Origin of the sequence: Pseudomonas cichorii (genome assembly GCF_015471405.1) — a bacterium.
Classification (GTDB): Bacteria; Pseudomonadota; Gammaproteobacteria; order Pseudomonadales; family Pseudomonadaceae; genus Aquipseudomonas; species Aquipseudomonas serbiensis.
In genome coordinates this window covers 301930-324403 of the sequence record NZ_BLVZ01000004.1, presented here as the reverse complement: position 1 = coordinate 324403, position 22474 = coordinate 301930, and the positions used below count along the sequence as shown (strand labels likewise).

25 protein-coding genes and 2 CRISPR repeat arrays are annotated in these 22474 nt (G+C 55.2%); of the genes, 8 read left to right on the top strand and 17 right to left on the bottom strand.

Annotated features, from left to right (window positions below; all coding sequences use genetic code 11):
- Positions 1-35: 35 nt before the first annotated feature.
- From JL015_RS07605 to JL015_RS07595, 3 genes are all read right to left on the bottom strand, one after another.
- Positions 36-1115 carry a hypothetical protein gene (locus tag JL015_RS07605; RefSeq protein WP_201018000.1) on the bottom strand — a complete coding sequence of 360 codons (1080 nt, stop codon included), beginning with the start codon at positions 1113-1115 and terminating at the stop codon, positions 36-38.
- 966 nt (positions 1116-2081) lie between these two features.
- Positions 2082-2530: a CRISPR direct-repeat array (repeat unit 28 nt; unit sequence CTTCACTGCCGTATAGGCAGCTCAGAAA).
- 92 nt (positions 2531-2622) lie between these two features.
- Positions 2623-3153 (bottom strand): BRO-N domain-containing protein, encoded by a 531-nt coding sequence (locus JL015_RS07600; protein WP_201005900.1) that lies wholly within the window; start codon positions 3151-3153, stop codon positions 2623-2625.
- A gap of 299 nt (positions 3154-3452) precedes the next feature.
- Entirely contained in the window at positions 3453-4721 is a 1269-nt protein-coding gene (locus JL015_RS07595; RefSeq protein WP_201017999.1) for a DUF1835 domain-containing protein, read from the bottom strand.
- Between the two features lie 252 nt (positions 4722-4973).
- Positions 4974-5482: a CRISPR direct-repeat array (repeat unit 28 nt; unit sequence TTTCTAAGCTGCCTATACGGCAGTGAAG).
- A gap of 745 nt (positions 5483-6227) precedes the next feature.
- On the opposite strand from JL015_RS07595, the gene JL015_RS07590 reads away from it, so the two are divergent.
- The gene (locus JL015_RS07590) at positions 6228-7226 is read left to right on the top strand and encodes a tyrosine-type recombinase/integrase (RefSeq protein WP_201017998.1); all 999 of its coding nucleotides are present in this window, start codon (positions 6228-6230) and stop codon (positions 7224-7226) included.
- Positions 7227-7257: 31 nt separating this feature from the next.
- Here JL015_RS07590 and JL015_RS07585 read toward each other — a convergent pair whose 3' ends face one another.
- From JL015_RS07585 to JL015_RS07535, 11 genes are all read right to left on the bottom strand, one after another.
- Entirely contained in the window at positions 7258-7572 is a 315-nt protein-coding gene (locus JL015_RS07585) for a hypothetical protein (protein ID WP_201017997.1), read from the bottom strand.
- A gap of 192 nt (positions 7573-7764) precedes the next feature.
- A complete protein-coding gene (locus JL015_RS07580) occupies positions 7765-8073 on the bottom strand; it encodes an Arc family DNA-binding protein (protein ID WP_201017996.1) in 309 nt (102 codons plus the stop codon).
- A gap of 69 nt (positions 8074-8142) precedes the next feature.
- Positions 8143-8748 carry a hypothetical protein gene (locus tag JL015_RS07575; protein WP_201017995.1) on the bottom strand — a complete coding sequence of 202 codons (606 nt, stop codon included), beginning with the start codon at positions 8746-8748 and terminating at the stop codon, positions 8143-8145.
- Entirely contained in the window at positions 8745-9011 is a 267-nt protein-coding gene (locus tag JL015_RS07570; protein ID WP_201017994.1) for a hypothetical protein, read from the bottom strand. The genes JL015_RS07575 and JL015_RS07570 overlap by 4 nt, the downstream gene beginning before the upstream one ends.
- A 79-nt stretch (positions 9012-9090) precedes the next feature.
- Positions 9091-9411 (bottom strand): hypothetical protein, encoded by a 321-nt coding sequence (locus JL015_RS07565; RefSeq protein WP_201017993.1) that lies wholly within the window; start codon positions 9409-9411, stop codon positions 9091-9093.
- A gap of 88 nt (positions 9412-9499) precedes the next feature.
- Positions 9500-9790, bottom strand: coding sequence for a hypothetical protein (locus JL015_RS07560; RefSeq protein WP_201017992.1), 291 nt, complete (start codon positions 9788-9790; stop codon positions 9500-9502).
- A 5-nt stretch (positions 9791-9795) separates the two neighbouring features.
- Positions 9796-12492, bottom strand: a complete 2697-nt coding sequence (locus JL015_RS07555; protein ID WP_201018097.1) for a toprim domain-containing protein — start codon at positions 12490-12492, stop codon at positions 9796-9798.
- Positions 12493-12500: 8 nt separating this feature from the next.
- A complete protein-coding gene (locus JL015_RS07550) occupies positions 12501-12734 on the bottom strand; it encodes a hypothetical protein (RefSeq protein ID WP_201017991.1) in 234 nt (77 codons plus the stop codon).
- Positions 12735-12805: 71 nt separating this feature from the next.
- The gene (locus JL015_RS07545) at positions 12806-13171 is read right to left on the bottom strand and encodes a hypothetical protein (RefSeq protein WP_201017990.1); all 366 of its coding nucleotides are present in this window, start codon (positions 13169-13171) and stop codon (positions 12806-12808) included.
- Positions 13168-13641 (bottom strand): YmfL family putative regulatory protein, encoded by a 474-nt coding sequence (locus tag JL015_RS07540; RefSeq protein ID WP_201017989.1) that lies wholly within the window; start codon positions 13639-13641, stop codon positions 13168-13170. Before JL015_RS07540 ends, JL015_RS07545 begins: the two co-directional genes overlap by 4 nt.
- Before the next feature lie 29 nt (positions 13642-13670).
- Positions 13671-13892 carry a DNA-binding protein gene (locus tag JL015_RS07535; RefSeq protein ID WP_201017988.1) on the bottom strand — a complete coding sequence of 74 codons (222 nt, stop codon included), beginning with the start codon at positions 13890-13892 and terminating at the stop codon, positions 13671-13673.
- Here JL015_RS07535 and JL015_RS28045 point away from each other — a divergent pair.
- Positions 13809-14339, top strand: coding sequence for a helix-turn-helix domain-containing protein (locus JL015_RS28045; protein ID WP_374063384.1), 531 nt, complete (start codon positions 13809-13811; stop codon positions 14337-14339). The two genes, JL015_RS07535 and JL015_RS28045, sit on opposite strands and share 84 nt — an antisense overlap.
- 302 nt (positions 14340-14641) lie before the next feature.
- Here the strand turns inward: JL015_RS28045 and JL015_RS07525 are convergent, their stop codons facing one another.
- From JL015_RS07525 to JL015_RS07515, 3 genes are read right to left on the bottom strand one after another with little or no spacing between them, the layout of a single operon-like run.
- The gene (locus tag JL015_RS07525; RefSeq protein ID WP_095068222.1) at positions 14642-14914 is read right to left on the bottom strand and encodes an ogr/Delta-like zinc finger family protein; all 273 of its coding nucleotides are present in this window, start codon (positions 14912-14914) and stop codon (positions 14642-14644) included.
- A gap of 56 nt (positions 14915-14970) precedes the next feature.
- On the bottom strand, positions 14971-15843 hold the full coding sequence (locus JL015_RS07520; RefSeq protein WP_236250180.1) for a phage portal protein: 873 nt from the start codon (positions 15841-15843) through the stop codon (positions 14971-14973).
- Complete coding sequence (locus JL015_RS07515) at positions 15770-17839, bottom strand: terminase large subunit domain-containing protein (protein ID WP_201017987.1); 2070 nt, start codon at positions 17837-17839, stop codon at positions 15770-15772. The genes JL015_RS07520 and JL015_RS07515 overlap by 74 nt, the downstream gene beginning before the upstream one ends.
- Before the next feature lie 160 nt (positions 17840-17999).
- Between JL015_RS07515 and JL015_RS07510 the strand changes: the two genes are divergently transcribed.
- The 6 genes from JL015_RS07510 (at position 18000) to JL015_RS07485 (ending at position 22466) form a co-directional block, all read left to right on the top strand.
- The gene (locus tag JL015_RS07510) at positions 18000-18923 is read left to right on the top strand and encodes a GPO family capsid scaffolding protein (RefSeq protein WP_201017986.1); all 924 of its coding nucleotides are present in this window, start codon (positions 18000-18002) and stop codon (positions 18921-18923) included.
- A gap of 1 nt (position 18924) precedes the next feature.
- On the top strand, positions 18925-19953 hold the full coding sequence (locus tag JL015_RS07505; protein ID WP_201015516.1) for a phage major capsid protein, P2 family: 1029 nt from the start codon (positions 18925-18927) through the stop codon (positions 19951-19953).
- The gene (gene gpM / locus JL015_RS07500; protein WP_201017985.1) at positions 19950-20789 is read left to right on the top strand and encodes a phage terminase small subunit; all 840 of its coding nucleotides are present in this window, start codon (positions 19950-19952) and stop codon (positions 20787-20789) included. Before JL015_RS07505 ends, gpM begins: the two co-directional genes overlap by 4 nt.
- 99 nt (positions 20790-20888) lie before the next feature.
- A complete protein-coding gene (locus JL015_RS07495; protein WP_201017984.1) occupies positions 20889-21350 on the top strand; it encodes a head completion/stabilization protein in 462 nt (153 codons plus the stop codon).
- Positions 21347-21787, top strand: a complete 441-nt coding sequence (locus JL015_RS07490) for a phage tail protein (RefSeq protein WP_201017983.1) — start codon at positions 21347-21349, stop codon at positions 21785-21787. The genes JL015_RS07495 and JL015_RS07490 overlap by 4 nt, the downstream gene beginning before the upstream one ends.
- Positions 21780-22466, top strand: a complete 687-nt coding sequence (locus JL015_RS07485; protein ID WP_201017982.1) for a phage virion morphogenesis protein — start codon at positions 21780-21782, stop codon at positions 22464-22466. The genes JL015_RS07490 and JL015_RS07485 overlap by 8 nt, the downstream gene beginning before the upstream one ends.
- Positions 22467-22474: the final 8 nt, after the last annotated feature.

The window sequence follows — 22474 nt, the reverse complement described above, 5'->3', positions numbered from 1 at the left end:
GTTCAAGAATCTCGGCAAAACCGAGAGCAACGCAATCACCCACGCAGCAACAGCGGGTCCTCTGAAATAACGAGAGGGGAAGAGAACTTGGACATGCCAAAGATACGGACCAGTACCCGCCGGTTATCCTTGATGACATCCCGGCAATGCAAGGCCCGAATATTATTGATGATAATGGCCGACTCCTGAGTCAGTACGTACTCATACGGCGTGCTTTCTTTAATACCGTCGCAAAGAGCCGCGTAGGCTTTTTTCACGAAGGGCGAAGCGTTTTCATTGACTGAAAAACGATATGAATTGAAGCGGGCCGCAAAGCCGACTTTATTATCGAACTCCAGAATCGACACGCCTTTACCATCTTCACCTTTACCGCTGACAAAAGAGTCGCTGCGGGTGAACTGGAAACTGCCGGTGGTTAATGCCAGACAGTTGGTGACACCGATCTTGTCCAGTATCGGTGGGAGCGGAATGACTGTGGTCGGCTCCTGGCTCGGATTCCAGAGGGCTGACAGTATCAGCGAAGACGGTGAAGGCGAATGCCCGTCCTGAGCGTTCACGGCACACCAGTAAGGTGCTTCGGTATGAGGCCCGAGCGCCAGGCCTGAATGGGAACTCAGTTCCTTGATCTCTGGCTCGGCCTCGATTTTAGTCAAGCCTCCGCCTTTGAAGTTGGCGACCAGACGAACCAGTTTGCCTTCGTTGTCCATGTCATAGGCAAAGGAACTGTTATCCACAAGCTTCAACAGGATCTGATTACGTGCGGCCATGCACAGTACGTCGTCTCGATTCTCCAGTGCTTCCAGCTCCGGCAACTCATCGGGAGGGCTGACATCGCTGATCTTTTGCAAACCTTCAAATATCAGCAGCGAGATAAGACCATCGGAATAAGCACCCAGAAGTTCGCATTGCTCTTTCGACATCGAGAACTTCAACTCAGTGGCCGCCACAGAAGCCTTGGCCCTCGCGCCCGCAGCTTGCGGCCCGCCAATGGCCGCCAACTCTTGCGAGAATGTATGCAGCAGTTTGGACTGTTGGTCATCAAAACGGAAAGTTCTGACTTCCTGTTGAGCGATAGATACAACGGATTCGGCACTTTGTTTTATAGCTGTTGTCATGTGTGACATCCCTGTGGTGCTAAGCACCTTTTTTATTGTTTATAAGTACTGCTGGAACAACAACGGGTGAGGCAACGCATGACACAAGATGCATGGCCTCAGGCATAAGCGAATCAATGATGTTTTTGAAGTTAGCGCAACAAGGCAGCCCGCAGAGAAGCGCAAGGCATGGAGGATAGGAACGGGAGCGGCAATTTTTTGCGTTCTTGACGGCGCATATTCTGAAAACCTGGCTGACTGTTTTTATTTTAATTCTTGTAGCTGCTCTCGTATCCAGGCGCTGGCAGTACCCTGGATAGAGGCCTTTCAGAGTGGGTGGGAGTATTGAAACTTCCCGAGGCAGATAACGGCCCACTGAAAAAGCGCGCAGAGATTAACATCAAAATAATGGCCGTCAAATTCTTTTACAATATTGTGCCTGTCATGCCATAAAAAACGCTTGATAAATATATAAACCACTTGGTCAGGTTTTTTAACACTTTGCCATTCGCAAACGATTGCAGGAACGAATTCATTCACGAAGAAGCATATATGGTGCTCTGAAAATACGCAGGAGCGCGCTTGCCCGCGACGGGGCAATGAAAAATGCATGGTTCAAAACGCAGGCAGTGCGAATATCAGCAGCGGTGCATTTCTGAGCTGCCTATGCGGCAGTGAAGAGTGTGCCCTGTCGCGGGCAAGCCCCCTCCCACTGGGATCGGATCTACCCGTGAGATGCATCGCGGGCAATGAATTTTCGTGGGAGGGGCCTTGGCTGCGACATATCAACAGGTACGGCTATGTCGCATAGTGTTTGAACACCTGTCTACAACGGCCAGGAATGAACCCTTTCTTGACCCTCTTTTTTTCGTCTCAGGTTCGTGCTTTAAAAATCAATGACTTACAAAGGTTGATGAAAAAAGGGGTAAAACGGCTTCAGGTGCATATTTTTCTTTGAAAACGGAGGGTTATCGAGCAAAGTGTCTACTTCACTGCCGTATAGGCAGCTCAGAAACGACCAAAGCTGCGACCGGTATGAGTTGTCTGTCTTCACTGCCGTATAGGCAGCTCAGAAAAGTCAGCCTCAAGTGAAGATGAAGCCCGCCGCCTTCACTGCCGTATAGGCAGCTCAGAAATGTTCAGGATCACCCCCGAAGAACAGCAGCAGCTTCACTGCCGTATAGGCAGCTCAGAAACCGCACCCTGCATGCTGTCGCCTTCCACTTGCCTTCACTGCCGTGTAGGCAGCTCAGAAAAGATTCAAATCGCACAGTCCTGAGAGCCGTAACTTCACTGCCGTGTAGGCAGCTCAGAAAGGCCTCGGCCAGCAGTAGGGTGGTGCCCATGACTTCACTGCCGTGTAGGCAGCTCAGAAAAACGAATGACACGCTGCTGCTTACCAGGGCGGCTTCACTGCCGTATAGGCAGCTCAGAAAATCACCGGATGAATGTCGCCGTCCGGCAATCGACTTCACTGCCTATAAGGCAGTGAAGGCAAAAGCCGTTGATCGTGAAGGCCTGTATCACCTCAGCTACCAAACGCGCCCCAAACCTTGCGCCACATTCCTTGCCTGGGCTGCGGCGGGACCTCCATCACCACATGTGGCATATCCCGAAACCGAATCCATGATTCGTTACGCCATTGCAATACGCTCAGGGCATTGCCGAACCATTGCATCTGATTCAGGCACGGTTGATCGCCCGTGACCGCATGTTGCTGATGCAAAACCGGCAACACGTCATGAGTCAGCCAGTGACGCAAGGCGCGGTTTTCGGGGATGTAATGGTGAACCAGCATCGCAAACACACCGGATTCACTGAGCAGCACGCACTTTTCCCAACGGCCATGGGCTTGCAGCCAGGCTGTGCGACGTTGATCCGGGTCGAGCTTGAGGGTGGCGCGTTCGTCCAGCTTCTTGCCCATCAGGCGCGCAAGGTCTGCCAGACAAAACCATGCCTGAGCGTCACACACGACGGCACGCAATGCGCGGTGATGGCGGTTGAAAACGAGGGCTTCAAATTGTTCTGTGCAGGGCGCAGAGGGATTGAGGGGGTACATCGGCGTAGCTCCTGGATGATTGAAGCTGCCAAACAACGTCGTCAAACGAATGGGTGGCAGCTGTGCGAAGGTTGACGAACCGGTATCCAGGAAACCGGCAGACCCGAAGGTCTCCGACGCACAGCCGCCATAACACGTACTTCAAGCGTAAGCCTGAGGCAGTGGGGGAGACGCTGATACGCCTGGATAGATCGGATCGTCAAACCCGGCCGCTGATTTTGCAGCGAACGGCGCGGAGACTAACGCGCACTGCGAGACGTGGCAACTGCTGGCCGTTCGATGCCTGTTTCAATCACTGCTCATTCAGAGAAGCCAGTCAGCTGTTCACGCCAAACCGGCAATAGCTGCTCATCAATCACCCAATGAGACTGCCCAGGACGTATGCAGACACCACCGACCCAACGCTCATGAGCAGCATGCTCCAGCCAATATGCTTCACCCCTCAAAACCTGCTTGCCCAATGGCGTAATCGTCAACAGACGACGAGGCCATTCCAGATGAGCCTCCGACTCGATCAGCAAAGGGCGCGGAGTATCGATCAGCGGTCGCATCATCGCGTGAAACATCAAATCCCCAAGAAACGGCAGCGGTTCGCGTTTGGCCATCAGCTCGGCGAAAACCCTGCCGCATGCCACCGGGCCTGCTTCGTCCACACACTGCAAAGCCAGACGCTCAGTGAGCGACAAACCATCGCGAATACCCGGCAACTCCTGCAATTGCCGCAACAGCGCCGGCGCGAGAAAGGGTAGGGCAGCGTTCGGTTCATGAGCCAGTTTCGCCAACGCGACGGGAGATGAATCGCAATAAGCCAGCCACGCCTGGCGCGCCAACAGCAGCGCGTCCTCATCGATCAGCCTGCGCTGCGGCCAAAGCCAGGCAAGCACATCGGGAGCCAGTTGCCCGATACCGATAAAACGCTGAACGCCGGGCACACGATCCACCTCAATCAGCTCAAGCTTGCGCGGCAGACGCTCAAGCCCCGCCAGCGCCCGAATCAGGAAAAGCTGGTCATAAGCATCCGCTTCACACCACAGCACACTATGGTCGGCGTCGCTCAACTGCGTAAGGTTCGAGTATTCATCGTCGAGCCGTTGCGCAGCATCGGCCACATCAATCCCGAAAGCATCGCTGATGAACTGACCGCGAAGCGCCTTGTACGCCTCGGCAGGCAAATCCTGAACCGGCCCCATGCACAGCGGGTCCGCCAGCATCCGAAATGAACCCTTGAAACCCGCCAGTTGCAGGCTGTGCGCAATGTCATTGCCGCAACGCCAATGCACCGTCCGCGCCTCATCACTCGCCTCGAAATCCGGATGCCGCGCCGCAAAATCCACCGCATCCACATGCGCCTTGAGCTTGGGCCAACTGCTGAAACCCAACTCCCGGGCGATCAGCCACTGAGCATCGGACAGCGTCACAGGCGCGGAGGAATGATTACGTGAAATCAGCGAAAGCTCATCAGGCGCAGCGCCATTTTTCATACGCTGCAAAAGCTCCTTGGCCCGCTTGCGCTGCTGCTCAAGGTTGATACGACCGTCATTGGACAATGACGCAGAACGAGTAGACATACGATCTCCTTGCACAAACCTTGTCCGCTTGAAGGTCGGGAGTCGTAGTGACGAATGCGAGAGGCAAGATCCTGGGCGCAGCCCTTTCCGCGGATGGAGGCGTGGATAGCGCCGAGCGGGAATATAGGCAATGGGTCCGATGAAAGCAATGTTCACCGGACCCTGATACTGCGCTTTCTGTGGGACCGGATTTATCCGGGAAGGGCGTCACCGAATAACCATCTGGATGCTGCTGGTCATACATGTAGGAGGTTTCTGGGCTGCCTACACGGCAGTGAAGGCGCTTCCTGTGCCGTTCTGCGGCCTCGGCCTTTTCTAAGCTGCCTACACGGCAGTGAAGATCGCACGAGCGCCTGGCGGTGATTCGGAGCTGTTTCTAAGCTGCCTACACGGCAGTGAAGATGTCGTTCGGCGACGCCCGCCTAGCCATATGTTTCTAAGCTGCCTATACGGCAGTGAAGTGGGGCGCTTCAGATCGCGACCCTGACACCAATTTCTAAGCTGCCTATACGGCAGTGAAGACACGCGGGCTGGTCGTGCCACATCAACATATTTTCTAAGCTGCCTATACGGCAGTGAAGGCGCCAACGGCGGGCGTATCAGCGCCGTGGATTTTCTAAGCTGCCTATACGGCAGTGAAGCACCAGCCTGCGAACTGCCACTCATCCTCGCCTTTCTAAGCTGCCTATACGGCAGTGAAGTAGGCGCCGCTCAGGTTGGCGTCCTCCAGGTTTTTCTAAGCTGCCTATACGGCAGTGAAGTAGACACCTTGCCTTATAACCCTCCGTTTTTAAAGAGAAATCACGTGCCCAACACTGTTTGACCCTTTTTTCTTAGGCTTCCGTAAGTTATTGATTTTAAAGAAGCCTGAGAGGGCTAGAAAAAAGAGGGTCAGAAAAGGGGTAGTTAAATCGTGGCTTGGCATCGGCAATCTAGGAGTAATGCCGATCAGTTGAGGTCATAGATCGCTTTGTGGGAGGCAGCTTGCTAGCGACTTCACGTACAGACGCAGAATATCTGTCGGTTTCAAGGCCTTTTTCGCCAGCAAGCTGCCTCCTGCAAGCTTGCGTGTGCCTTAAATGATCGGCATCGGGATCTGCAATGTCGGAGGGAGAGGTCGGTACATTCAAGGAATATGTATTGTCTGGAATGCCGTCTCGCGAATGAATTCGCTCCTACTCAGGTAGCTACTTTCTTTCATTGGCAGGACGATAGTTGTCGCCTGTAAGCGGGCTCCAGGCTCAGCAACCAACAAAATCCAGGCACAAAAAAACCGGCTCAGTGGCCGGTTTCTTTTAAACCCAAGTTCTGCAACCGCTTGAGTGTCTTGCTATGTGGTGCCCCGAGGGGGATACGGGATCTTCTGAGCAGAAAAGTACCAAATGCTGCAATTGGGTGAAACGCCCGGCTACTCTGGGGATCGGAGCTGTTTGGTTTTGGCCATAGACGGCAGGATCTTGCAACTGCGTGGTAGCCTTTACGCCATTTTTACGCCAGGAGGGTGCAATGGCTTCGTATAGAAAGCGAAGTGGTGGGTGGCGGGCTGAGGTGGCCAAGCAAGGCGTGCGGGATTCTCAGACATTCGACACCAAGGCTGCGGCCGTCGCTTGGGCGACCGCTCGCGAGGTAGAGATCATGGCTCAGTGCGGGAAGTCGCGTTTAACTGTGTCGATGACTCTCTCTGAGGCATTACGTCGTTACAAGCTTGATGTTTCACCAACAAAGGCTGGTCAGCGCTGGGAAGAGCTGCGACTTGATCGGTTTGACAGAGAGCTGGAGTGGGTCGGTGATCTGATGGAACGTATCACCTCTGAGCAAGTTGCCCAATGGCGAGATGCACGCTTGAAGGTAGTCAAGACTGCTACTGTTCGGCGCGAGATGACTTTGCTTTCATCCGTATTTGAAATCGCCAGGCTGGAGTGGAAGGTATGTTTGGCCAATCCAGTTCGTGACGCAAAGCGCCCGAGCAACGGGCCGCCCCGCGAGCGACGTGTTGCTCCAGGTGAGATCAGTGCACTGATCAACAGGTTGGGCCATGTCGAGGGTCAAGCGCCAGTGACACTGATGCAGGAACTGTCCTACGCCTTCTTGATTGCCATTGAGTCCGCCATGAGGCAGGGGGAGATATTGGGCATGACCGCTAAGTGGGTGAATCTGCGAGAGCGCTTTGTTCGGCTGCCCAAAACGAAAAACGGTTCAAGTCGTAACGTACCGCTCAGCAAGCGTGCGTGCGAGTTGCTGGAGCCGTTGTACAAGGGGAAGGGGCCGAATGATCGATTGTTCCGGCTTGAGTCAGCTTCAGCGGATACGATGTTTCGCAGGGTCCGTGACGAACTGGGGATCGATGGACTGACTTTCCACGATACACGGCATGAGGCTATTACCCGGCTCGCTCGTAAGATCGATGTACTGGACTTGGCCCGCATGACCGGGCACAAAGATCTGAAGTCGTTGATGATCTATTACAACGCCACCGCATCGGAGGTGGCCGAGCGATTGGGATAAAAAAGCCTGCGAGATCCGCAGGCTTCTTTCTTCACGCTGGCTGTCGCAATCGCCTGGCAACGGGCAACTTGGCTCTGTGTTGTCGCAACCAGGTAATCACCTCTCCAGCAAACCACCGCTTTGCAGCTTTCGCGCCAGTGGCACAAGGCTGCATGCTTACCGGAAAGCCTGGCTGAACCACGACTCTACGTTCAACCGTGTAGGTCGAAAGTTTCAAGTAGGCGGCGATATCTTGCGATGTCCATAGTTCGTTTTCAGCGGTCACCGCTGGGCGTTGCAGTTGCCGGATCAGATTTTGGATTGAAACAAGCAGATCTGCATCGCCGTTTGGCAGTTCAGCGTGCATAGCGTTTCTCTCTGGTTGCACGGGCTGCAGCTTGGTTGGCCATCACCGTTGCCCATTCCTCGTTTTTCCGCTGCTGCCTTATTTTGCTGCATCCCATGTGGCGACGTGTTGAGCGTGCGAACCCACATATGTCGCAGATACTGGGTAGATCAAGCCGCTTGCTGGCCATCGCTGGCCGAGTACGAGAGAGAGTCATGCTTGGCCCTCACTATGTCCTGGTCTTTTCTGAGCCGATGCTACTGCTTGTGCAAGAGCATCAAGAAGTAGGTCCTGACGTTTTTGGCGGTCAAGTTTTTCAGCTATGGCCTGGATGACGAATGTGTTCATGCTGATGTACTGATCTACAGAGGCGTTATGAACTTCTTCACGCATTCCATCCGGATACCTGATGACGAACTTATCAGCTTCCCGAGAGTTTCTTATCTTTGACTGGATAGTGTCGTTAGATATGACTTGTGCTTCCCGAGCAATATTTAAGTATTTTTGAGCAATAGACGTCATAGAATGGACTCTCTGTTAAAACTAAAAGATTGGGTTTATATCGATTTTTATATGCAGCCGGAGTGAGGTTTAGGTTTTGGCAACCTTCCTTGCCTGCTGATTGGCTGATCGTGCTGCTTGGTAGTCGCTTGAGGTGATTTCGACCGCACCCTCTATCCAGCCTGCTGATGGCTTACCGGTCGCAATATTTTGGGCGTGCATGACTTCATTGATTTGAAACCCAAGTTCAAAAAAAGCGCTGCTGTCGTGAATAAAGAAGATGCCGCCGCACAGCAGCAGGTTGCCTGTGTTGATGTTTAAGCGATCCCAAGTATCGTGAATCGATAGACGGCTAGGGCAGTATGCTTGCCAAAGGTCAAGCAAACGCTGGTGTTCAGATCGGGCTGCTGTGCGATCTTCCTTCGTTGACCCCTTGGGGAGCCTTGCTGCTACCCGGAGGCTTCGATAGCCATATTCGTCCGGTAGACGCCAATGAACGTCATGCCCTTGGCCAGCACTGAGTTTCACACCACCGGCGAAGTTCGACGTGATATCGCGCATAGGTGCGACTTCCCCGCCAAATTGCTGGCCAAGTGTTTCTAAGGCCCTGAGAAACAAGTCCTTGGATGCATGGAACTCTTCAATGATAGCGACCGGGCAGGGGGCTTGGGTCTTGTAGAAGTAGCTTGTGCTCATGCTTGTGCTCCGGGGTGAAACGGGTTGGCCAGCAGTTGGGCCACAATGGCCGCATCGCTCGCAGTTAGGTCACCTTGGGCTTGAGCCATGCTGGTCAGGCATTCGAGGCGGATCCGGGTAACAGGTGTTTTTTGCACCTGGTAGTCGAATAGCGCCGTGCCGACGATCCGTATGGCCATAAGGCGACGTGCAGGTGTTACCGCTTGCTGATCTGGTGTTGTGGTAGCCTTCGCATCGCTGCCGCTTTGGTGCTGTGCTTTCATCGTGTTGCCCTCAGTGGTGGTTGGTGCCGGGGAGTTGCCCCTCCTCGGCACCGTTCTAATCAACTCTATTAAGAAACTGCTACACCGGGTCCTCCTCACCCATTGATCGTGCAAGCTCTAGAAGTTGATACGGCTCGCAGTTCTGAATCTCCGTAACGTTCAACTCACCGTTCTTGCCAAAATCAAATAACCACTGGCCAGACATGAACCGTTCAGGAATTTCTTTCCCGAACCCCTTCGCTGCATCCCGAGCTGCGTCAAAGCTATTGATAGCTTTTGTTATCTCTCTCTCAAGATCTCCTTTCGCTTTAGAAAGTTCTTCATGTGCTCTTTCCAAATAGAAAAGTTGGCTCTTGAATTTGGTAATTGGTTTTTCTGTAGCATTTGTTTTTGCAGTCAAGATATTTCTCCCTTCGTGGTTTGGCGTTACGTTAGTTGGTATTGGTACTCTGCATTTCTGATCAGATCCGGCGTTAACCGATGCTCATTTATGTCTGATCCTTTCGGACCAGGTGAATCACAAGGTCTTTAAAATCGACGCAATCCTCTGTTTCTGACTGCCAGATCAAAACCGCATCGATCTGCCCTCTCGTGCAGCTATCAACCAGAAGTGTTCTATGTCCGCTGCTTACTACTACATCCATGATCACTAGCAGGCCTTGGTCGCTATAAGCTTCTGCATTGATGATTCGTGTATCGACACCTCTGGTTTCAAGGTGCTTTTGGGTGGCTTTGAGTCGGGCGATGCCTTCGCAAGCGGGGATAAGTTGAATGTGCATATCCCTTACTCCTTGAATACGAAGCAACGAACCGTTGCTGGAAGGGGGGCGAGTGGCGTCAGAGCTTGCTGGTTCGCCCGGATCTGGCTTTCCACACGGCGGCTTGTATCGATTAGCGGATGTGTTCGGCAGTCCTTCAGTAGCCGGCGCAGAACACCCAAGTCCGGAAGCTTCTGCCGGTGTTCGTGGGCCACCTCTGCGAACTGGTTGAGGTTGATCGCAATCAGCCCAGGCTTTTTGCTGTGATTGACCAGAGGCTGATCTGTGAGGCTTTCCAGGTAGTCATATAACTGCCAGAACTCGTTCACCTCTTTAGGGTCTGTAGTGATCGCTGCTTGCCGCTCGTTCGCCATCGCGAGCAGGTATTTGCGTGTCGCTTGGACCATGTGGTCAGGTACTGGCAGCACAAGCTGTAAGCAGTCCACCAGGGCCAACATCATGCTGTGGTTCCGAATCACCCGGTCTGATGACAGTTTGCGAGAGGCCCACAATTCTGTTCGGTATTTGGGGTACATCTCGGCAAATCGCGCCATTACCTTGGACTCGGATTTCATGGCCTTGACGATGAAGTGATTCACTGTGTCCAGGTCCGTCTGCACCAGGGCATCAGCCGCAGCTCTGCTCTCCTCGGTGATTTGTGGCTTCATAAACGGGAGTCGGACGATACGGCTTATGATCGCTTCGTGGGCCGTAACTATGGCGTTCTGAGCGATCACAATTGCTGCCCGGAATGGTGGTTCGTAGGTGTCGTTGGTATTGGTCTTCACACCTCTAGTGCGCAAAAGTCCGCCGCCGTAGAAATCCTTGAACTCGTCCCACTCAAATGACTTTGCGTTATCTGCGTCGGTGTTCCGGTCGGCTTCCAACAAGACCAGGGGAAGATTGGATACTTGGCCCATGGCTCGGCTCCGGCCAGACGTTGACGTCTTGGCGGGGTCGAATCCCTCATAGAGCCGCCCGAACAGCTTCCACACAAACTTGATAAGTGTCGTCTTGCCTGAGTCCGGTTCACCCGACATCTCAAGGAACGGAAAGCTTTCGTATTCGTCCCTGATCTGTTCTGCGAACAACGACCCAAACCAATAAGTAACTGCCAGCAGGCCGTTCTCTGCGAAGCACAGCCACAGATTGCTCAACCAGTCATCACGGTAGTTTTTCGCATCAATGGCCATCTTCACCTTCACCGACCGCATCAGGCACTTGACCCGCTTCCGGCCGAATTCAAAGTAGTCCTCATCGTTGACCTTGAACACGCTGCCGCTGTGGATCGCGATGTCATTGAAGATGTAGGCCTTGTGTTCCTTGCTGTAGCCTAGGAAGTCTATGGTTTCGACCGTACGCAGTCCTTCGGTCTGGCGCATGATGATCTGGTCAAGGTGTTTCTGAGTTCCGAGCCAGGTAGCGCCGGCATACATCAGGCGAGTCTTGAACTCGCCGCTTGAGGAAATCTGTTTGGGAGTGAAGGTGATTTTTTCATCCTTCTCATCCTGAGATCCCGCTACGCACACGTAGAACCAGGCGTCGCCGGTTACATCATTGACCTGCTTGTACAATGTGTTGAATCGGCAGTTAGCCAGTAGCTTGAGTGTGCAGACCTTTTCCAAGGCCTTGCGCCTGGCTTCCCTATCACTTATCAGCTGTTCGTCGTGGTCCTTGGGATCGGTTGGCTCATCATCGAGCTTGGATAGGTCGAACTTGGCCCAATAGGTCTGGTGACCAAACTCCAGGGCAAACTCCGAATTTGTCTCATCCCAGGTGTACATCAGCAGCGCCTTTTCCCTTGGCGTAGGGGCCAGCAGCAGCTTTCCTTCGTGACGGGCAGCAGCCAGGTCACGCTCACGTCGCTTGTCGCGTGCTTCGCCTTTTTCCTCAAAGTTCCAGCGCAGATGTAGATCGTTCCAGTCCACTTTCTTTTTGCCGCGCTGCGGTACTAGTGCTGCCCGGCATGTGAAGCCGAGTTCACGGGCCTGTTTCACCCAACGCATCAGGTAAACGTGGGCCGTAGGTTCGTTGTCCAGTGCCCACACAAGCGTAGGCAGATCACCCTTGCGCTGTTCTGCCAATGCCTTCAGCGCTTCTCCGGGATAGTTGGTGCTGGTCATGGCCGATATAGCCTTGACCCCGTTCAATCCCAGGGCGATTGCATCGAACACGCCTTCCACGATCCACAGTTCTTTCTCCGTGGCCAAGTCAGTGTCAGGTGGGCACCACCACTGGCCCGCGATGCTGTACTGGGGCTTGAAGCGCGCCTTCATTTTGCCGAAGCGTGCAGGCCGGTCGATCAGTCGTTCCCAATACCCACCATTGGGCATTTCAAAACGCACTGTTGCAGACGTGTCGCGATTTTCGTAATTGACGTACGTTTCTTGGGTGAACCAGGCACCGATCATTCCAACATCAAACCCACGGATAAATTCCAGATAGGCCCGTGCTGTAGCGGTAGGGTTTTCCTCAGTTGCAGGTGCTCGCTTGCTCATGTCCTCGAATAGGTCAGGGTAGATGTCCTTGACGTCCTCGATCAGGCCGCATCTAGGGCGTCCGCAGCGAATCTGATAAGGATTGTCATAACGTGCGTACAACTCTTTCTGGCGGCAACTGGGACACTCGCCGCCGCGCATGTAGTTGGCTCCATTAGTTTTGTGCTTGAGGTTGTAGTCATCCTCCAAATACTTCAGCACTTGATCACGGATATTCGCTTCCATCATTTCGATTACTTCACTGTCTTCAGGCTATGCGCGAGTGCGCCTATCAACCGCTTTTGCGCGGCCATTGCAGGGTTTTTCATGAGAATTACGGTGTGGCGTTCTTGGTTATTTACGGTTCGGTAGGCGTCGTCGTACCAGTGCTCGGCAAGGGCCAGGCTGTAGCTAGCCTTCAACAGTTTGAGCAGTGCTGTTGCCTCGGCCGGGGCCAGTTCAGCTCTGATAACAACGGCGTTTCCCATCGTGAAACCTCGATTTCGGGCATAGCTCACCCAAACCCACGGCAAACGGGGCAGGGAATGATTAAGGGGAATTACGAGTTGGTAATGCGGTAGCGCCCGTTGTCGGGGGCGTTAATGATGCGTTCGTAGATCAGGCTGACCGGGATAGCCCAGGCGTGGCCGGTTGATGGGTCGGTGATAACAGAATGGGTTTCCGTGCTACTGGCGACATCGAGGCGCTGCCGATCGCTGATCGCACTCAGGTCGCTATAGGCCAGATGAACCATCCTTGAGGCCATTTGATTCTGGACGTCGTAGTCCGTAACCAGATACTGGACAGTGCGGTCGAAAAGTTGCTGATCGTTGCTCAGGTGTTCTGAGTGGTGACGTTCCAGAAAGGCAAGTGCCGCAGCTTTCAGCACGTCCTGATACTCCAGGGCTACGGGGGACTTGTTCATTGTGCTGACTCCGGGGCCTGGAACAGGTTGATTGCTGCCAAAACCTCTCCATGCCGTGCGGCCATGTGGTCCTTATGGGCACTCAAAATCTGCTTGGACTCGGCCATGCTGATCGAGCCGTCTTCCAACGATTGAGCAATGATCTGATCGACTGTGCCGCGCTTGGCTGCGACCTGGACAGATCGAGCATATAGCTCGACGTTATCTAGTGTTTCAGGGTCAGCTACTTGGACAAATAATCCCCCATAGATCCCAGCTATGTAGGCCGGATAGTGTGTGGTTCCGACCATATTTTCCAACTGGTGGATCTGGAAGTCGGTCAGAGGGCTGCTGCCACAGTTTTGGAAGGCATGGTTTTCAAACTTCTTCTGCTTCATACCGAGACGGCTTGCTGCGAGACGGATACCGCCCGAACTACGGATAACCGAACTGACCATTTTTTTCCGTGCATCTAGAATTTGGCGTTTCATCTTCTAGTTCTCCCTGATGGCCAGCGCCGTTATTGTGAGGCGGCGCTGGTTCTGTTTTCGATCACGCCATCTTTGATCCCCAGCAGTACCGCAGCGCGATGTGCCTCCCCCCGGCGACCTTTGATACGACCGTTGAGAAGGTCGCTGACCAAATTTTTGTGCAGACCATGAAGCCGACTGAATTCCGCAATGCTCATTCCTTTTCGATCAAGCGCTCTGCGGGCTTGCTCCGGCGTAACTGGCGCGGGCATAGTGTGGTCACTCCTGTTTGTTTGGGGTGTTTTGTGTTCAGTGACGGTCATTATGCACGCGAAATTGGTCTTGTACAGAGGGAAAGCTTGAAAAGTTGTGCATCGAATTTAATGGATGAAAGAATTCCAGGTGAGCGGCTGCGTGAAGAACGTGAGCGCCTGGGCCTAAGCCAAGAGGATTTGGCGCAAGCAGGGAGTGTTAATAGGAACACTCAAGGCAGCTATGAACGGGGGGTTCGGAATCCGGACACCTCCTATCTTGCCGCCGTGGCTTCCCTTGGCATTGATGCTGGCTACGTTGTGACCGGGGTTAGGCAGATCTCGGACATTTCCTCGGAAGAGGCCACGATCATTGAGCAGTACCGATTGATTCCAGATGAAGACAGAAAAGCGTTGCGACGCTTTCTGCGAGCCATGGTCGATGACATCGGCAGTGACCGCGAGTGACCTTGATCCGTCTTTCACTTCAAACCTCCTGATCCTTCCCGATACAGCCATTTCCTCAATGCATTTCAAGGAGTTAAGGCATGTTGGAAATGGCAGCGGTCAAGTGTGCGTGTCCCGAAACCATCGCCTTGCAAGGCTTTCAAGTGAGTCACTGCGAACGTCAATTGGTCCAGAGCTACCGGCAAATGACGGAGCTGGAACAACGGCAGATACGGCGGCTCATCGACCAACTGGTTTTACACCCCGAATCATTGGCTGAGTAGCGTTCCTTTCCCCTGATCGTCGGCTTTGGTGTCGACGATTTAAGCAACACGTTGATGCCCCAGATGGTCAAATAGCTCCCTCTGCATATCTGCAGGCAGGCTTCGGATCTGCGCTGCCAGATTGATTGCATCATGGGGTTCCTGATGCAATGCCGATGGGCGCAGCGTGTGATCGAATGAAAGAGTTGAAAGCCAAGTGTGTCCGCACTTGGCGTCCAGACATTGGCAGTACAGCTTGACGTAGGTTCGCGTGATTGTCTCCCGCGAGCTAATCCGCCCCTTGTGTCCGCACGTCGTACAATGAATCCGCATTGTGTCCCTCCCCAGGGTGTCCAGTGGCCAGCATATTAAAACAATTTTTAGTTGTTTTAACTTTGATTTGGTGTATCGGCAGTGTTTTGGTCTGTTGAAGGCAGATCTTTCCAGTTAAATCGCCTGTCTTCCCGCAGTGTTTGGTTAGCCTGGTCAAAGAGCTGGCAGATCGGGCGTATCTCGTTGCTTGTGTACACCCGGTCGATCTTCTCGATGTCACCGAAACCACCGCTGTTTTCCGGGATGATGCCTGCCAGGGCCGGGTTCATTCGCCAGGCTGCAATCACGTCGTTACGGGTGATGTTCTTGACCTTCTCCAACTCGTCCTTGGCCTGGAAGTCACCTACAGGGATGATCTGAATGGCTTTCTCGGCACCGCCCGGAATGTTGACGAACATCGACCGGAAGTTGCCCACGCCCTTGCTGGCCGACATCTGAGCGCGCAGCTCGTCCTCGTCCTCTTCGGTCAGGTTCGGATCGTTCGTGTAGAAGATGTAACCCGCGTGAGCGCCGTTGTTGTAGTAGCGCCGGCGAAACAGGGTTGCTGCCTCGTTGAGCAACAGTGACTGCAGGCCGCCGAGATATTCCGGCACGCCGTAAATGTTCTGTTCCACGTCGTAGTTGAAGATGTGTTCTATCTCGTCCTCTTCAAACTCTTCTTCCTGGCCATTGGGCAGCAACTGGATGAACCCGCCGCCGATCCTCACCCGCATGTTGATCGCTGGCAGGTGCTGCAGCTCCAGGATCTGCCCGATCAAGTTCGGTACTCGATAGAAATACGCCTCACCGAACACATTGAAGTCGAGCGCGGCCCGGCTCATGGTGCTGACCGTCAACCCTTCGGATGGCTTGAATTCACGCAACAGCAGATTGCGCTTGAACCCTGGAATTGCGCCGTGGTGCGCGTTGGCCTTGAGCAGCTTGGCCAGGCCTTGGCGCGACACCGGCGGGGTGTAGATACGTCCGTTTTCGCTGGCGAACACGCCCAGGTACTGCCCGATATTGTTTGTCAGTACCGGTTCCGGTGCTCCGAATGTGAATGCTCGCATTGGCTGCTGTGCCGGCTTTTCCAGCAGTTGGGGTTTTCGCTTTGCCATGTTGTGTGGATCCGCTGAGTGTGTAGCGGCTACGCCGCTGCTTGTCGGTGTTGAGGGGTTCGTATTGCAGGGCGTGCATGATTGCCCAGGCGACGTCGGCGTGGCCGGTGGCGTCGGTGCGTGAAGCGCTGTAGGTGACCTGGCCGCTGTTCGTCGTGCCGCGCTTGATCGTCAGGAAGGCCTGAGCGATATCGTTCCAGCCGGCGTCCCATTCGATACGGCTGCCCTGAATCGTGTCTTGGGCCTTGAGTACCAGGAGATTTTTGGTTTCCAGGCTGTAGTGGATCGAGGTCGCACGCGGGTAGAAGTCCCGCACCATGTCGAAGACGCCATAGCCAATGCCGGTCGTGTCGATGCCGATGTGCTGGACGTTGAAGCGCTCTGTCAGCTTCTTGACCTGAGCGGCCTGGTACTTGAACGACTGCCCGCGCCAGGAATGCTTCTCCAGGATCCGGAACTTGCCGCCCGTCTCCAGCGGTGGTGCGATGACCACACACGTTGCATCGTCGCGGGTCCGGCTCGGGTCGTAGCCGATCCATACCGGGCTGTTGCCGAACGGTCGTGGTTCTTTGGGATCGGGGTCGTAGTCGGTCCATAGCGCCTGGTCCGAGTAACAGCGTTCCAGGTCTTTAAGCGAGAACGCGCCCATGGTGCTGTCGATGAACTTGCACATGAAGAGCTGTTCAAACGTGTCCTCGTCATACTCCAGTTGCAATTGCTCGATGTCGAACAGGTCACAACCGCCGGCAATGGCGTCCAGAATCGTGATGACCTTGCGCCATTGGCCATCCGGACAGAGTGCCCCGGCTGATATCTGCTTATCGCTTGGCCACGGATCCTTTGCCTTCTTGCGTTTGCTGTTGCGGAACTTCTCGCCGTCCCAGAATGGATAGGCCTGGTGGGACACGGCGCTGGGCGTTGAAAAGTAGGTCTTGCGCCACTTCTTGTGGGTCGCCATGGCGCTGGCCACTTTGTTCAACTTATCGAAGTCGCGGATCCAGAAGTATTCATCCACATACACATGGCCATGGTGTCCCTGGGCCGTGCTGCTGTTCGTGCTCAGAAAGCGCAACTCTGCCCAGGGCTTGCCGTCTTTGCTGAGCACAATCGGGTTGCCGGTCAGCTCCAGGCCGAACCACTCCTGGGCAAACGCGATGATGTAGCTTCGGAAGATCTCGGACTGGGCGCGGCTGGCTGACAGAAACACCTGGTTATCGCCGGTCAGCACGGCGTCCATGAAGGCCTCACCGGCGAAGTAGTACGTCAACCCAACCTGGCGACTTTTGAGGATGTTCCGGATCCGGGCGGTCAGTGGGTTCTGTTTGGCGGCAAACAGCTCTTTCTGATAGCCGTACATTTTGCTGATGAACTTGTCGAGAAAGTCCACTTCGCGCAGTTCGCTGACGTCGTTCTTCGCTGCTTTCTCGCGCTTCTTGCCACCTTTCTCCTTGCGCCCGCCACGTTCACGGCGTTCGCCGCGTTGATCGTCATGACGCTGGCCATCGTCGCCCTGGACGTCATTCACGGGTGCCGGCAGGGGCTTGGCGCACTGCTTGGCCAGGCGTTCGCGAACCGTCGTCAGCCGGTCCAGTTCGTCCAGCTCGCCCTTGCTCAGTGTCTCGGTTTTCTCCAGGAGCAGGGTGATGCGCCGGCTGACAGCGGTCAGCGGCTCTTCATCCGTCAGCATGTCTTCCCAGCAGCCCTGGCGGATCCAGTAATAGACGATCCGGATATTGGGCAGGTTGAGCTGCGCCTGGATTTCCTTCGCTTTATAGCGTCGGAGAAACATGCGTTTAGCGGCTTCTTTTACTTCTGTCGAGTAGTACATGGGCCGCAGTCTATGCGGCGAAAAGGCGAGAAACGCGCAGTAAAATTCCTCTTTTCTCCTAGATTGCAAAAATAGGAGAAACGCGGATTTTAACCGTTTGTTCGGGGCCAAACGGGTCAATATTGTGGCGGCTCAAATCACCGATTGAGCGCAGTTATCAATGCCCCGTTCCCTTGTCAGCTTCTGGAAACGTGTCGCCACCAGCGGTCCTACCTGCGACGGTCGCGTCATTCTTCCGCAAGAACTGCGCGATATCGCTGAAACGTACAGCACCTCTACTTACACGGCGGTGATCTGGTCCGAGCATGAGCGCTGGCCAGGATCGTATGGCACGGTCTACTCGGTGCGCCTGATCGAAGGTACTGAGGATCTGCTGCCTGGTCAGGTCGCCCTGGAAGCCCAGTTGAAGCCGAACGACAAGCTGTTGTGGCTCAACGACCAGGGCGAAAAGCTGTTCACCAGCATCGAGATCACCCCGGACTTTGCCAGCAGCGGCAAGGCCTATCTGACCGGTCTGGCCGTGACCGATTCCCCGGCGAGCCTGGGCACCCAGGAACTCTACTTTTCCCGCAAGACCGGCAAGCCCGTTCATTACGCGGCAGCAGTGGCGCTCGGCTCGCTGAAAGACGACGAGCCAAAAGGCGAGATGGCCAAGGTGCTCCATCTGTTCACCAGCCTGTTCAAGCGCTTCGGTATTGAAGAAGCGCCCGCCGACACACCCCCGCAAACCCCTACCGAGAGCAAACCCCCAATGGATGAAGCTACAGCCAAAGCGCTGCAGGCCTTGATCGAGCAGCAACTGATCGTGACTGCTGGCATTCAGGCTCTGATCGACAGTTTCGCAGAAGCACCGCCGGAGCCTGATCAGGAGCCGATCACCGATGTACAGACCGCTGTTGACGACATCGTGGCAACTGCTGAGGAAGAAAAGCAGTTGAGCCGTCGCCAAAACACCGGCAACAAAGCCGTTCTGGCTGGCATGGCCAAGCTTGAACAGCAGTTCAGCAAACTGCTGGACGCTCCTGCAGGTCGCCATCTGTCACGCACCACCGGTGCGAATGACCAGAAAAAGAAGGTGTTCTGACATGGCGCACCCACTGAGCGCCTATGGCGCAAAAATGTATGCAGAGCTGCAGGTGGCCATTGCTGATACCTACGGTGTCGAAACCGCAGCCCGCATGTTCAACGTCGAGCCGACGATTGCCCAGGAGCTGAACGACGCAATCACCGCGAAATCGGACTTCCTGGAGCGCATCAACGTTATCCCCGTTGGTGAGATCAAGGGTCAGAAGGTTTTCCTGGGCACCAACGGTCCCGTTACGGGCCGTACCAACACCAAGACCACTGATCGTGAAGCCAACGATGCGTCAGGTCTGGAAGACGACCAATACGAGCTGTCGTCCACCGAATCGGATGTCGGTCTGCCTTACGCGAAGATCGATGCCTGGGCCAAGTTCCCGGAGTTCCACCAGAAGTATTCGGCAGCGGTCCAGAAACAGATCGCCCTCGACCGCATCATGATTGGCTTCCATGGCACTCATGCCGCTGTTCAGACTGACAAAACCCAGTACCCGCTGTTGCAAGACGTCAACAAGGGCTGGCTGCAGCAGTTGCGCGAAAAAGCACCTGAGCAGGTGCTGAGTGAGGGCGGCAAGGAAGACGGCAAGGTCATCATGGGCGCCGGCGGTGACTATGAAAACCTCGATTCCCTGGTGCATGACGCCAAGCAACTGGTGGATGAGCGGTTGCGTGAGGGCGGCGACCTGATCGTCATCATCGGTTCTGATCTGCTGGCTGCCGACAAGGCGAAGCTGTATGCCCAGCAGGCCGGCAAGCCTACCGAAAAAGAGCGCATCGAAAGCCAACAAGTGATCGCGACATACGGCGGCCTGGCAGCCTTCAACGTTCCGTATTTCCCGGCCAATGCTGTCCTGGTCACCAGCTTCGACAATCTGTCGATCTATTACCAGGATTCCAGCTGGCGTAAGCAGACCATCGACAACCCGAAGCGCAGCCGTGTCGAGGATTACAACAGCCGTAACGAAGGCTATGTGATCGAGCAACTGGAAAAGGCCGGCCTGATCGAAAACGTCGAACAGGCGGTGGCTGCATGAGCCTGGCATTGGCGCACAAGCGCCGCGTGATCGCCCAAGGCCCAGCGGTGGCGGCTTTCGCCACTGCCAAGGTGCCGTACTCGGCGGATACCGCCCTGGCCAGCAAGGCGAATGCAAGTAAGCAATTGAAGCTCATGGAAGATGCGTTGGCCGTGGATCTGGAGCGTATCAGCGGTATCAACAGCCATGAGCAGCGCCAGTTGCTCAAGCGTAACGAGCTGCTGCCCAAATACATGGATTACGTGCAGCGCTACCGCGCTTCGGGCTTGAACTTCCAGAACTCGGTCCTTGCGTACGTCCTGATCTGGCTGTTCGACACCGAACAGTTTGAAGAAGGCCTGGAACTGGCGAGCTTTGCCATGAGCCAGGACCAGCAGTTGCCGGCACGCTTCAATCGCGACATCCCGACTTTCGTTGCTGATGAGCTGATCGAGTGGGCCGAGGCCGAGTACAAGGCTGGCCGCAGCCCTGAGCCCTATGTCTCCAACATGCTGCCCCTGGTCGATGGCCAGTGGAAGCTGTTTGAACGTATTCCGGCTCGCTATCACAAGCTCCTGGGGATGGTGGCCATCGACCGCGAAGAGTGGGCCAATGCCATCGCCAGCTTTGAACGCGCAGAAGCCCTCTACGACCGCATCGGGGTAGGGGGACGCCTGACCGCGTGCCGCAAGGAATTGGCCAAGGAAACTGCGCTGAAGTCTGCTGACTCGCCAGCGCCGGACCAGGCTCAAGAGCACGCCCAGGATCAAGCCGACGCGCCCCCTGAACGTCCTGAAGGTCCCGAGCAGGAAGCACAGGACCCAGAAGACGATCCCGCCGGCAACGGCAACGAATAACCGACTACCCCCCCCGGCGAGAAACTGTGGATGTGAGCCAACCATTTATGGCCATGACCCACTGAAACAGTTTCCTCGCCCCTATTTGAGCGGCCAGCAATGAGCTTTTCCGGGAAACCCACCACTTTTGTGGACCGTGTAATCGAGAACGATGGCTTCTGGCCGGACCTCTCCATTGCCGAGTTCCAGGCAGGTTATCGCCTGCCTGGTGAATACCTGGTGGATCTGCTGGCCGCTGACCTGAACATGGCCATGGTCGAAGTGAATACCGACCTGGCCAAGTGCAAAGCGCGCTGGCAGGCCGCTGGAGTGTCAAACGTTGAATCCGCAGACACCAGGATCCTGCCAGAGCGCACCTTTCAAGCGGCGACGTACAAACGCGCCGTATACAGTCGTGCAAAAGCCAGCCTGTTGACCCAGTTTGCCAGCGTCAATCGACGCACCGAGGCCGAAAACGCGGGCAAGGAAGCCCCAGAGACGCGGGAAACCTTTCTCGCGTTCAGCCAGGCTGCCGTCCGCTCGCTCCAGGGCCGTGGCCGCATCACGGCAGCGCTGCTGTGATCAAGCTCAAGGCGCTGACCGCCTACCTGATCGAGCGCCGGCTTGTTATGCCGGAACAGCTCGACTCCTGGACTGACCAGGTGCAGGTCGAACTGATCTGGAAGCCCGATACCCAGGGCATGCACATGGGCGACATGAATTACGGCGCAACGATAGCCATCGAGCGCTTTGCCGATCATCCGGCGCGCCTGTTTGCCCTGATCGGCAGTTGGCTGGAAACCAATGACGAAGACCGCGACGGCCTGCCTGGCGTGGTGTTTGACGTGACCATGCTCGATGACGACCTGGCCGACGTCGATATCAAGCTGCAGTTCACCGAGCCTCAGTACCTGACTGAGGATCCTGACGGCGAGATCAAGGCGTATGAAAAAACCTGGTCATTCGTGCCCTTTGAATTGTGGGTCGCGGAAAAGGGCGAGGTGACCAGCAATGTCTGATAACCCGTTCAATCTCGACATTCGCGGCATGCTCGATGCCGAAAATCTGCTGGCCCTGATGGATCTGCCCGTTCAGAAGCGCAAGCGGCTGCTGAACAACGTTGGCAAGCGCGTGCGCAGTCTGAGTCGCCAGCGAATCCGCAACCAGGAGAACCTGGACGGCACCCCTTTCGAGGCGCGCAAGGACACCAGCAAGGGCAAGAAAAAGATGGAGGCGGGGTTGGGCAAGTTGCTCGACATCACCCGTCTGACCGCCGAAGAGGCCGAACTGGGCTGGCGCAACACGCTGACCCGCTGGGTTGCTTCGCAGCAGCACAACGGCGTGTCCGAACGTCGCACTGCTGCGCAAATGCGCCAGTGGAATCAGGTTCCACCCGGCACCGCGGCGACCGTCAAGCAGGCCAAACGCTTGCGTCAACTGGGCTTCAAAGCCCGCCAGGCAGGCAAGAAGGTCGCGACCCGGCCACCGGTCGCCTGGATCCAGCAACACCTGAACTACGCCCGTGCCGGCCTGCTGATCCGTGTCCTTGAAACCGGCCCTACCAACGGTACAGGTTCGCAAAGCTGGGAAATCAAGCTGCCGAAACGGCAGTTCCTGGGCGCAAGCAGCAGTGAAACCACGCAACTGGTGAACACCGTGCTGCAGCAAATCCTCAACTCACCCCCTTCACCACGCTAACCAAGAGG

Coding starts and splice junctions, on each gene's coding strand:
- JL015_RS07605 (WP_201018000.1), bottom strand. CDS start 1,115: ATGACAACAGCTATAAAACAAAGTGCCGAATCCGTTGTATCTATCGCT.
- JL015_RS07600 (WP_201005900.1), bottom strand. CDS start 3,153: ATGTACCCCCTCAATCCCTCTGCGCCCTGCACAGAACAATTTGAAGCC.
- JL015_RS07595 (WP_201017999.1), bottom strand. CDS start 4,721: ATGTCTACTCGTTCTGCGTCATTGTCCAATGACGGTCGTATCAACCTT.
- JL015_RS07590 (WP_201017998.1), top strand. CDS start 6,228: ATGGCTTCGTATAGAAAGCGAAGTGGTGGGTGGCGGGCTGAGGTGGCC.
- JL015_RS07585 (WP_201017997.1), bottom strand. CDS start 7,572: ATGCACGCTGAACTGCCAAACGGCGATGCAGATCTGCTTGTTTCAATC.
- JL015_RS07580 (WP_201017996.1), bottom strand. CDS start 8,073: ATGACGTCTATTGCTCAAAAATACTTAAATATTGCTCGGGAAGCACAA.
- JL015_RS07575 (WP_201017995.1), bottom strand. CDS start 8,748: ATGAGCACAAGCTACTTCTACAAGACCCAAGCCCCCTGCCCGGTCGCT.
- JL015_RS07570 (WP_201017994.1), bottom strand. CDS start 9,011: ATGAAAGCACAGCACCAAAGCGGCAGCGATGCGAAGGCTACCACAACA.
- JL015_RS07560 (WP_201017992.1), bottom strand. CDS start 9,790: ATGCACATTCAACTTATCCCCGCTTGCGAAGGCATCGCCCGACTCAAA.
- JL015_RS07555 (WP_201018097.1), bottom strand. CDS start 12,492: ATGGAAGCGAATATCCGTGATCAAGTGCTGAAGTATTTGGAGGATGAC.
- JL015_RS07550 (WP_201017991.1), bottom strand. CDS start 12,734: ATGGGAAACGCCGTTGTTATCAGAGCTGAACTGGCCCCGGCCGAGGCA.
- JL015_RS07545 (WP_201017990.1), bottom strand. CDS start 13,171: ATGAACAAGTCCCCCGTAGCCCTGGAGTATCAGGACGTGCTGAAAGCT.
- JL015_RS07540 (WP_201017989.1), bottom strand. CDS start 13,641: ATGAAACGCCAAATTCTAGATGCACGGAAAAAAATGGTCAGTTCGGTT.
- JL015_RS28045 (WP_374063384.1), top strand. CDS start 13,809: ATGAAGCCGACTGAATTCCGCAATGCTCATTCCTTTTCGATCAAGCGC.
- JL015_RS07535 (WP_201017988.1), bottom strand. CDS start 13,892: ATGCCCGCGCCAGTTACGCCGGAGCAAGCCCGCAGAGCGCTTGATCGA.
- JL015_RS07525 (WP_095068222.1), bottom strand. CDS start 14,914: ATGCGGATTCATTGTACGACGTGCGGACACAAGGGGCGGATTAGCTCG.
- JL015_RS07515 (WP_201017987.1), bottom strand. CDS start 17,839: ATGTACTACTCGACAGAAGTAAAAGAAGCCGCTAAACGCATGTTTCTC.
- JL015_RS07510 (WP_201017986.1), top strand. CDS start 18,000: ATGCCCCGTTCCCTTGTCAGCTTCTGGAAACGTGTCGCCACCAGCGGT.
- JL015_RS07505 (WP_201015516.1), top strand. CDS start 18,925: ATGGCGCACCCACTGAGCGCCTATGGCGCAAAAATGTATGCAGAGCTG.
- gpM (WP_201017985.1), top strand. CDS start 19,950: ATGAGCCTGGCATTGGCGCACAAGCGCCGCGTGATCGCCCAAGGCCCA.
- JL015_RS07495 (WP_201017984.1), top strand. CDS start 20,889: ATGAGCTTTTCCGGGAAACCCACCACTTTTGTGGACCGTGTAATCGAG.
- JL015_RS07485 (WP_201017982.1), top strand. CDS start 21,780: ATGTCTGATAACCCGTTCAATCTCGACATTCGCGGCATGCTCGATGCC.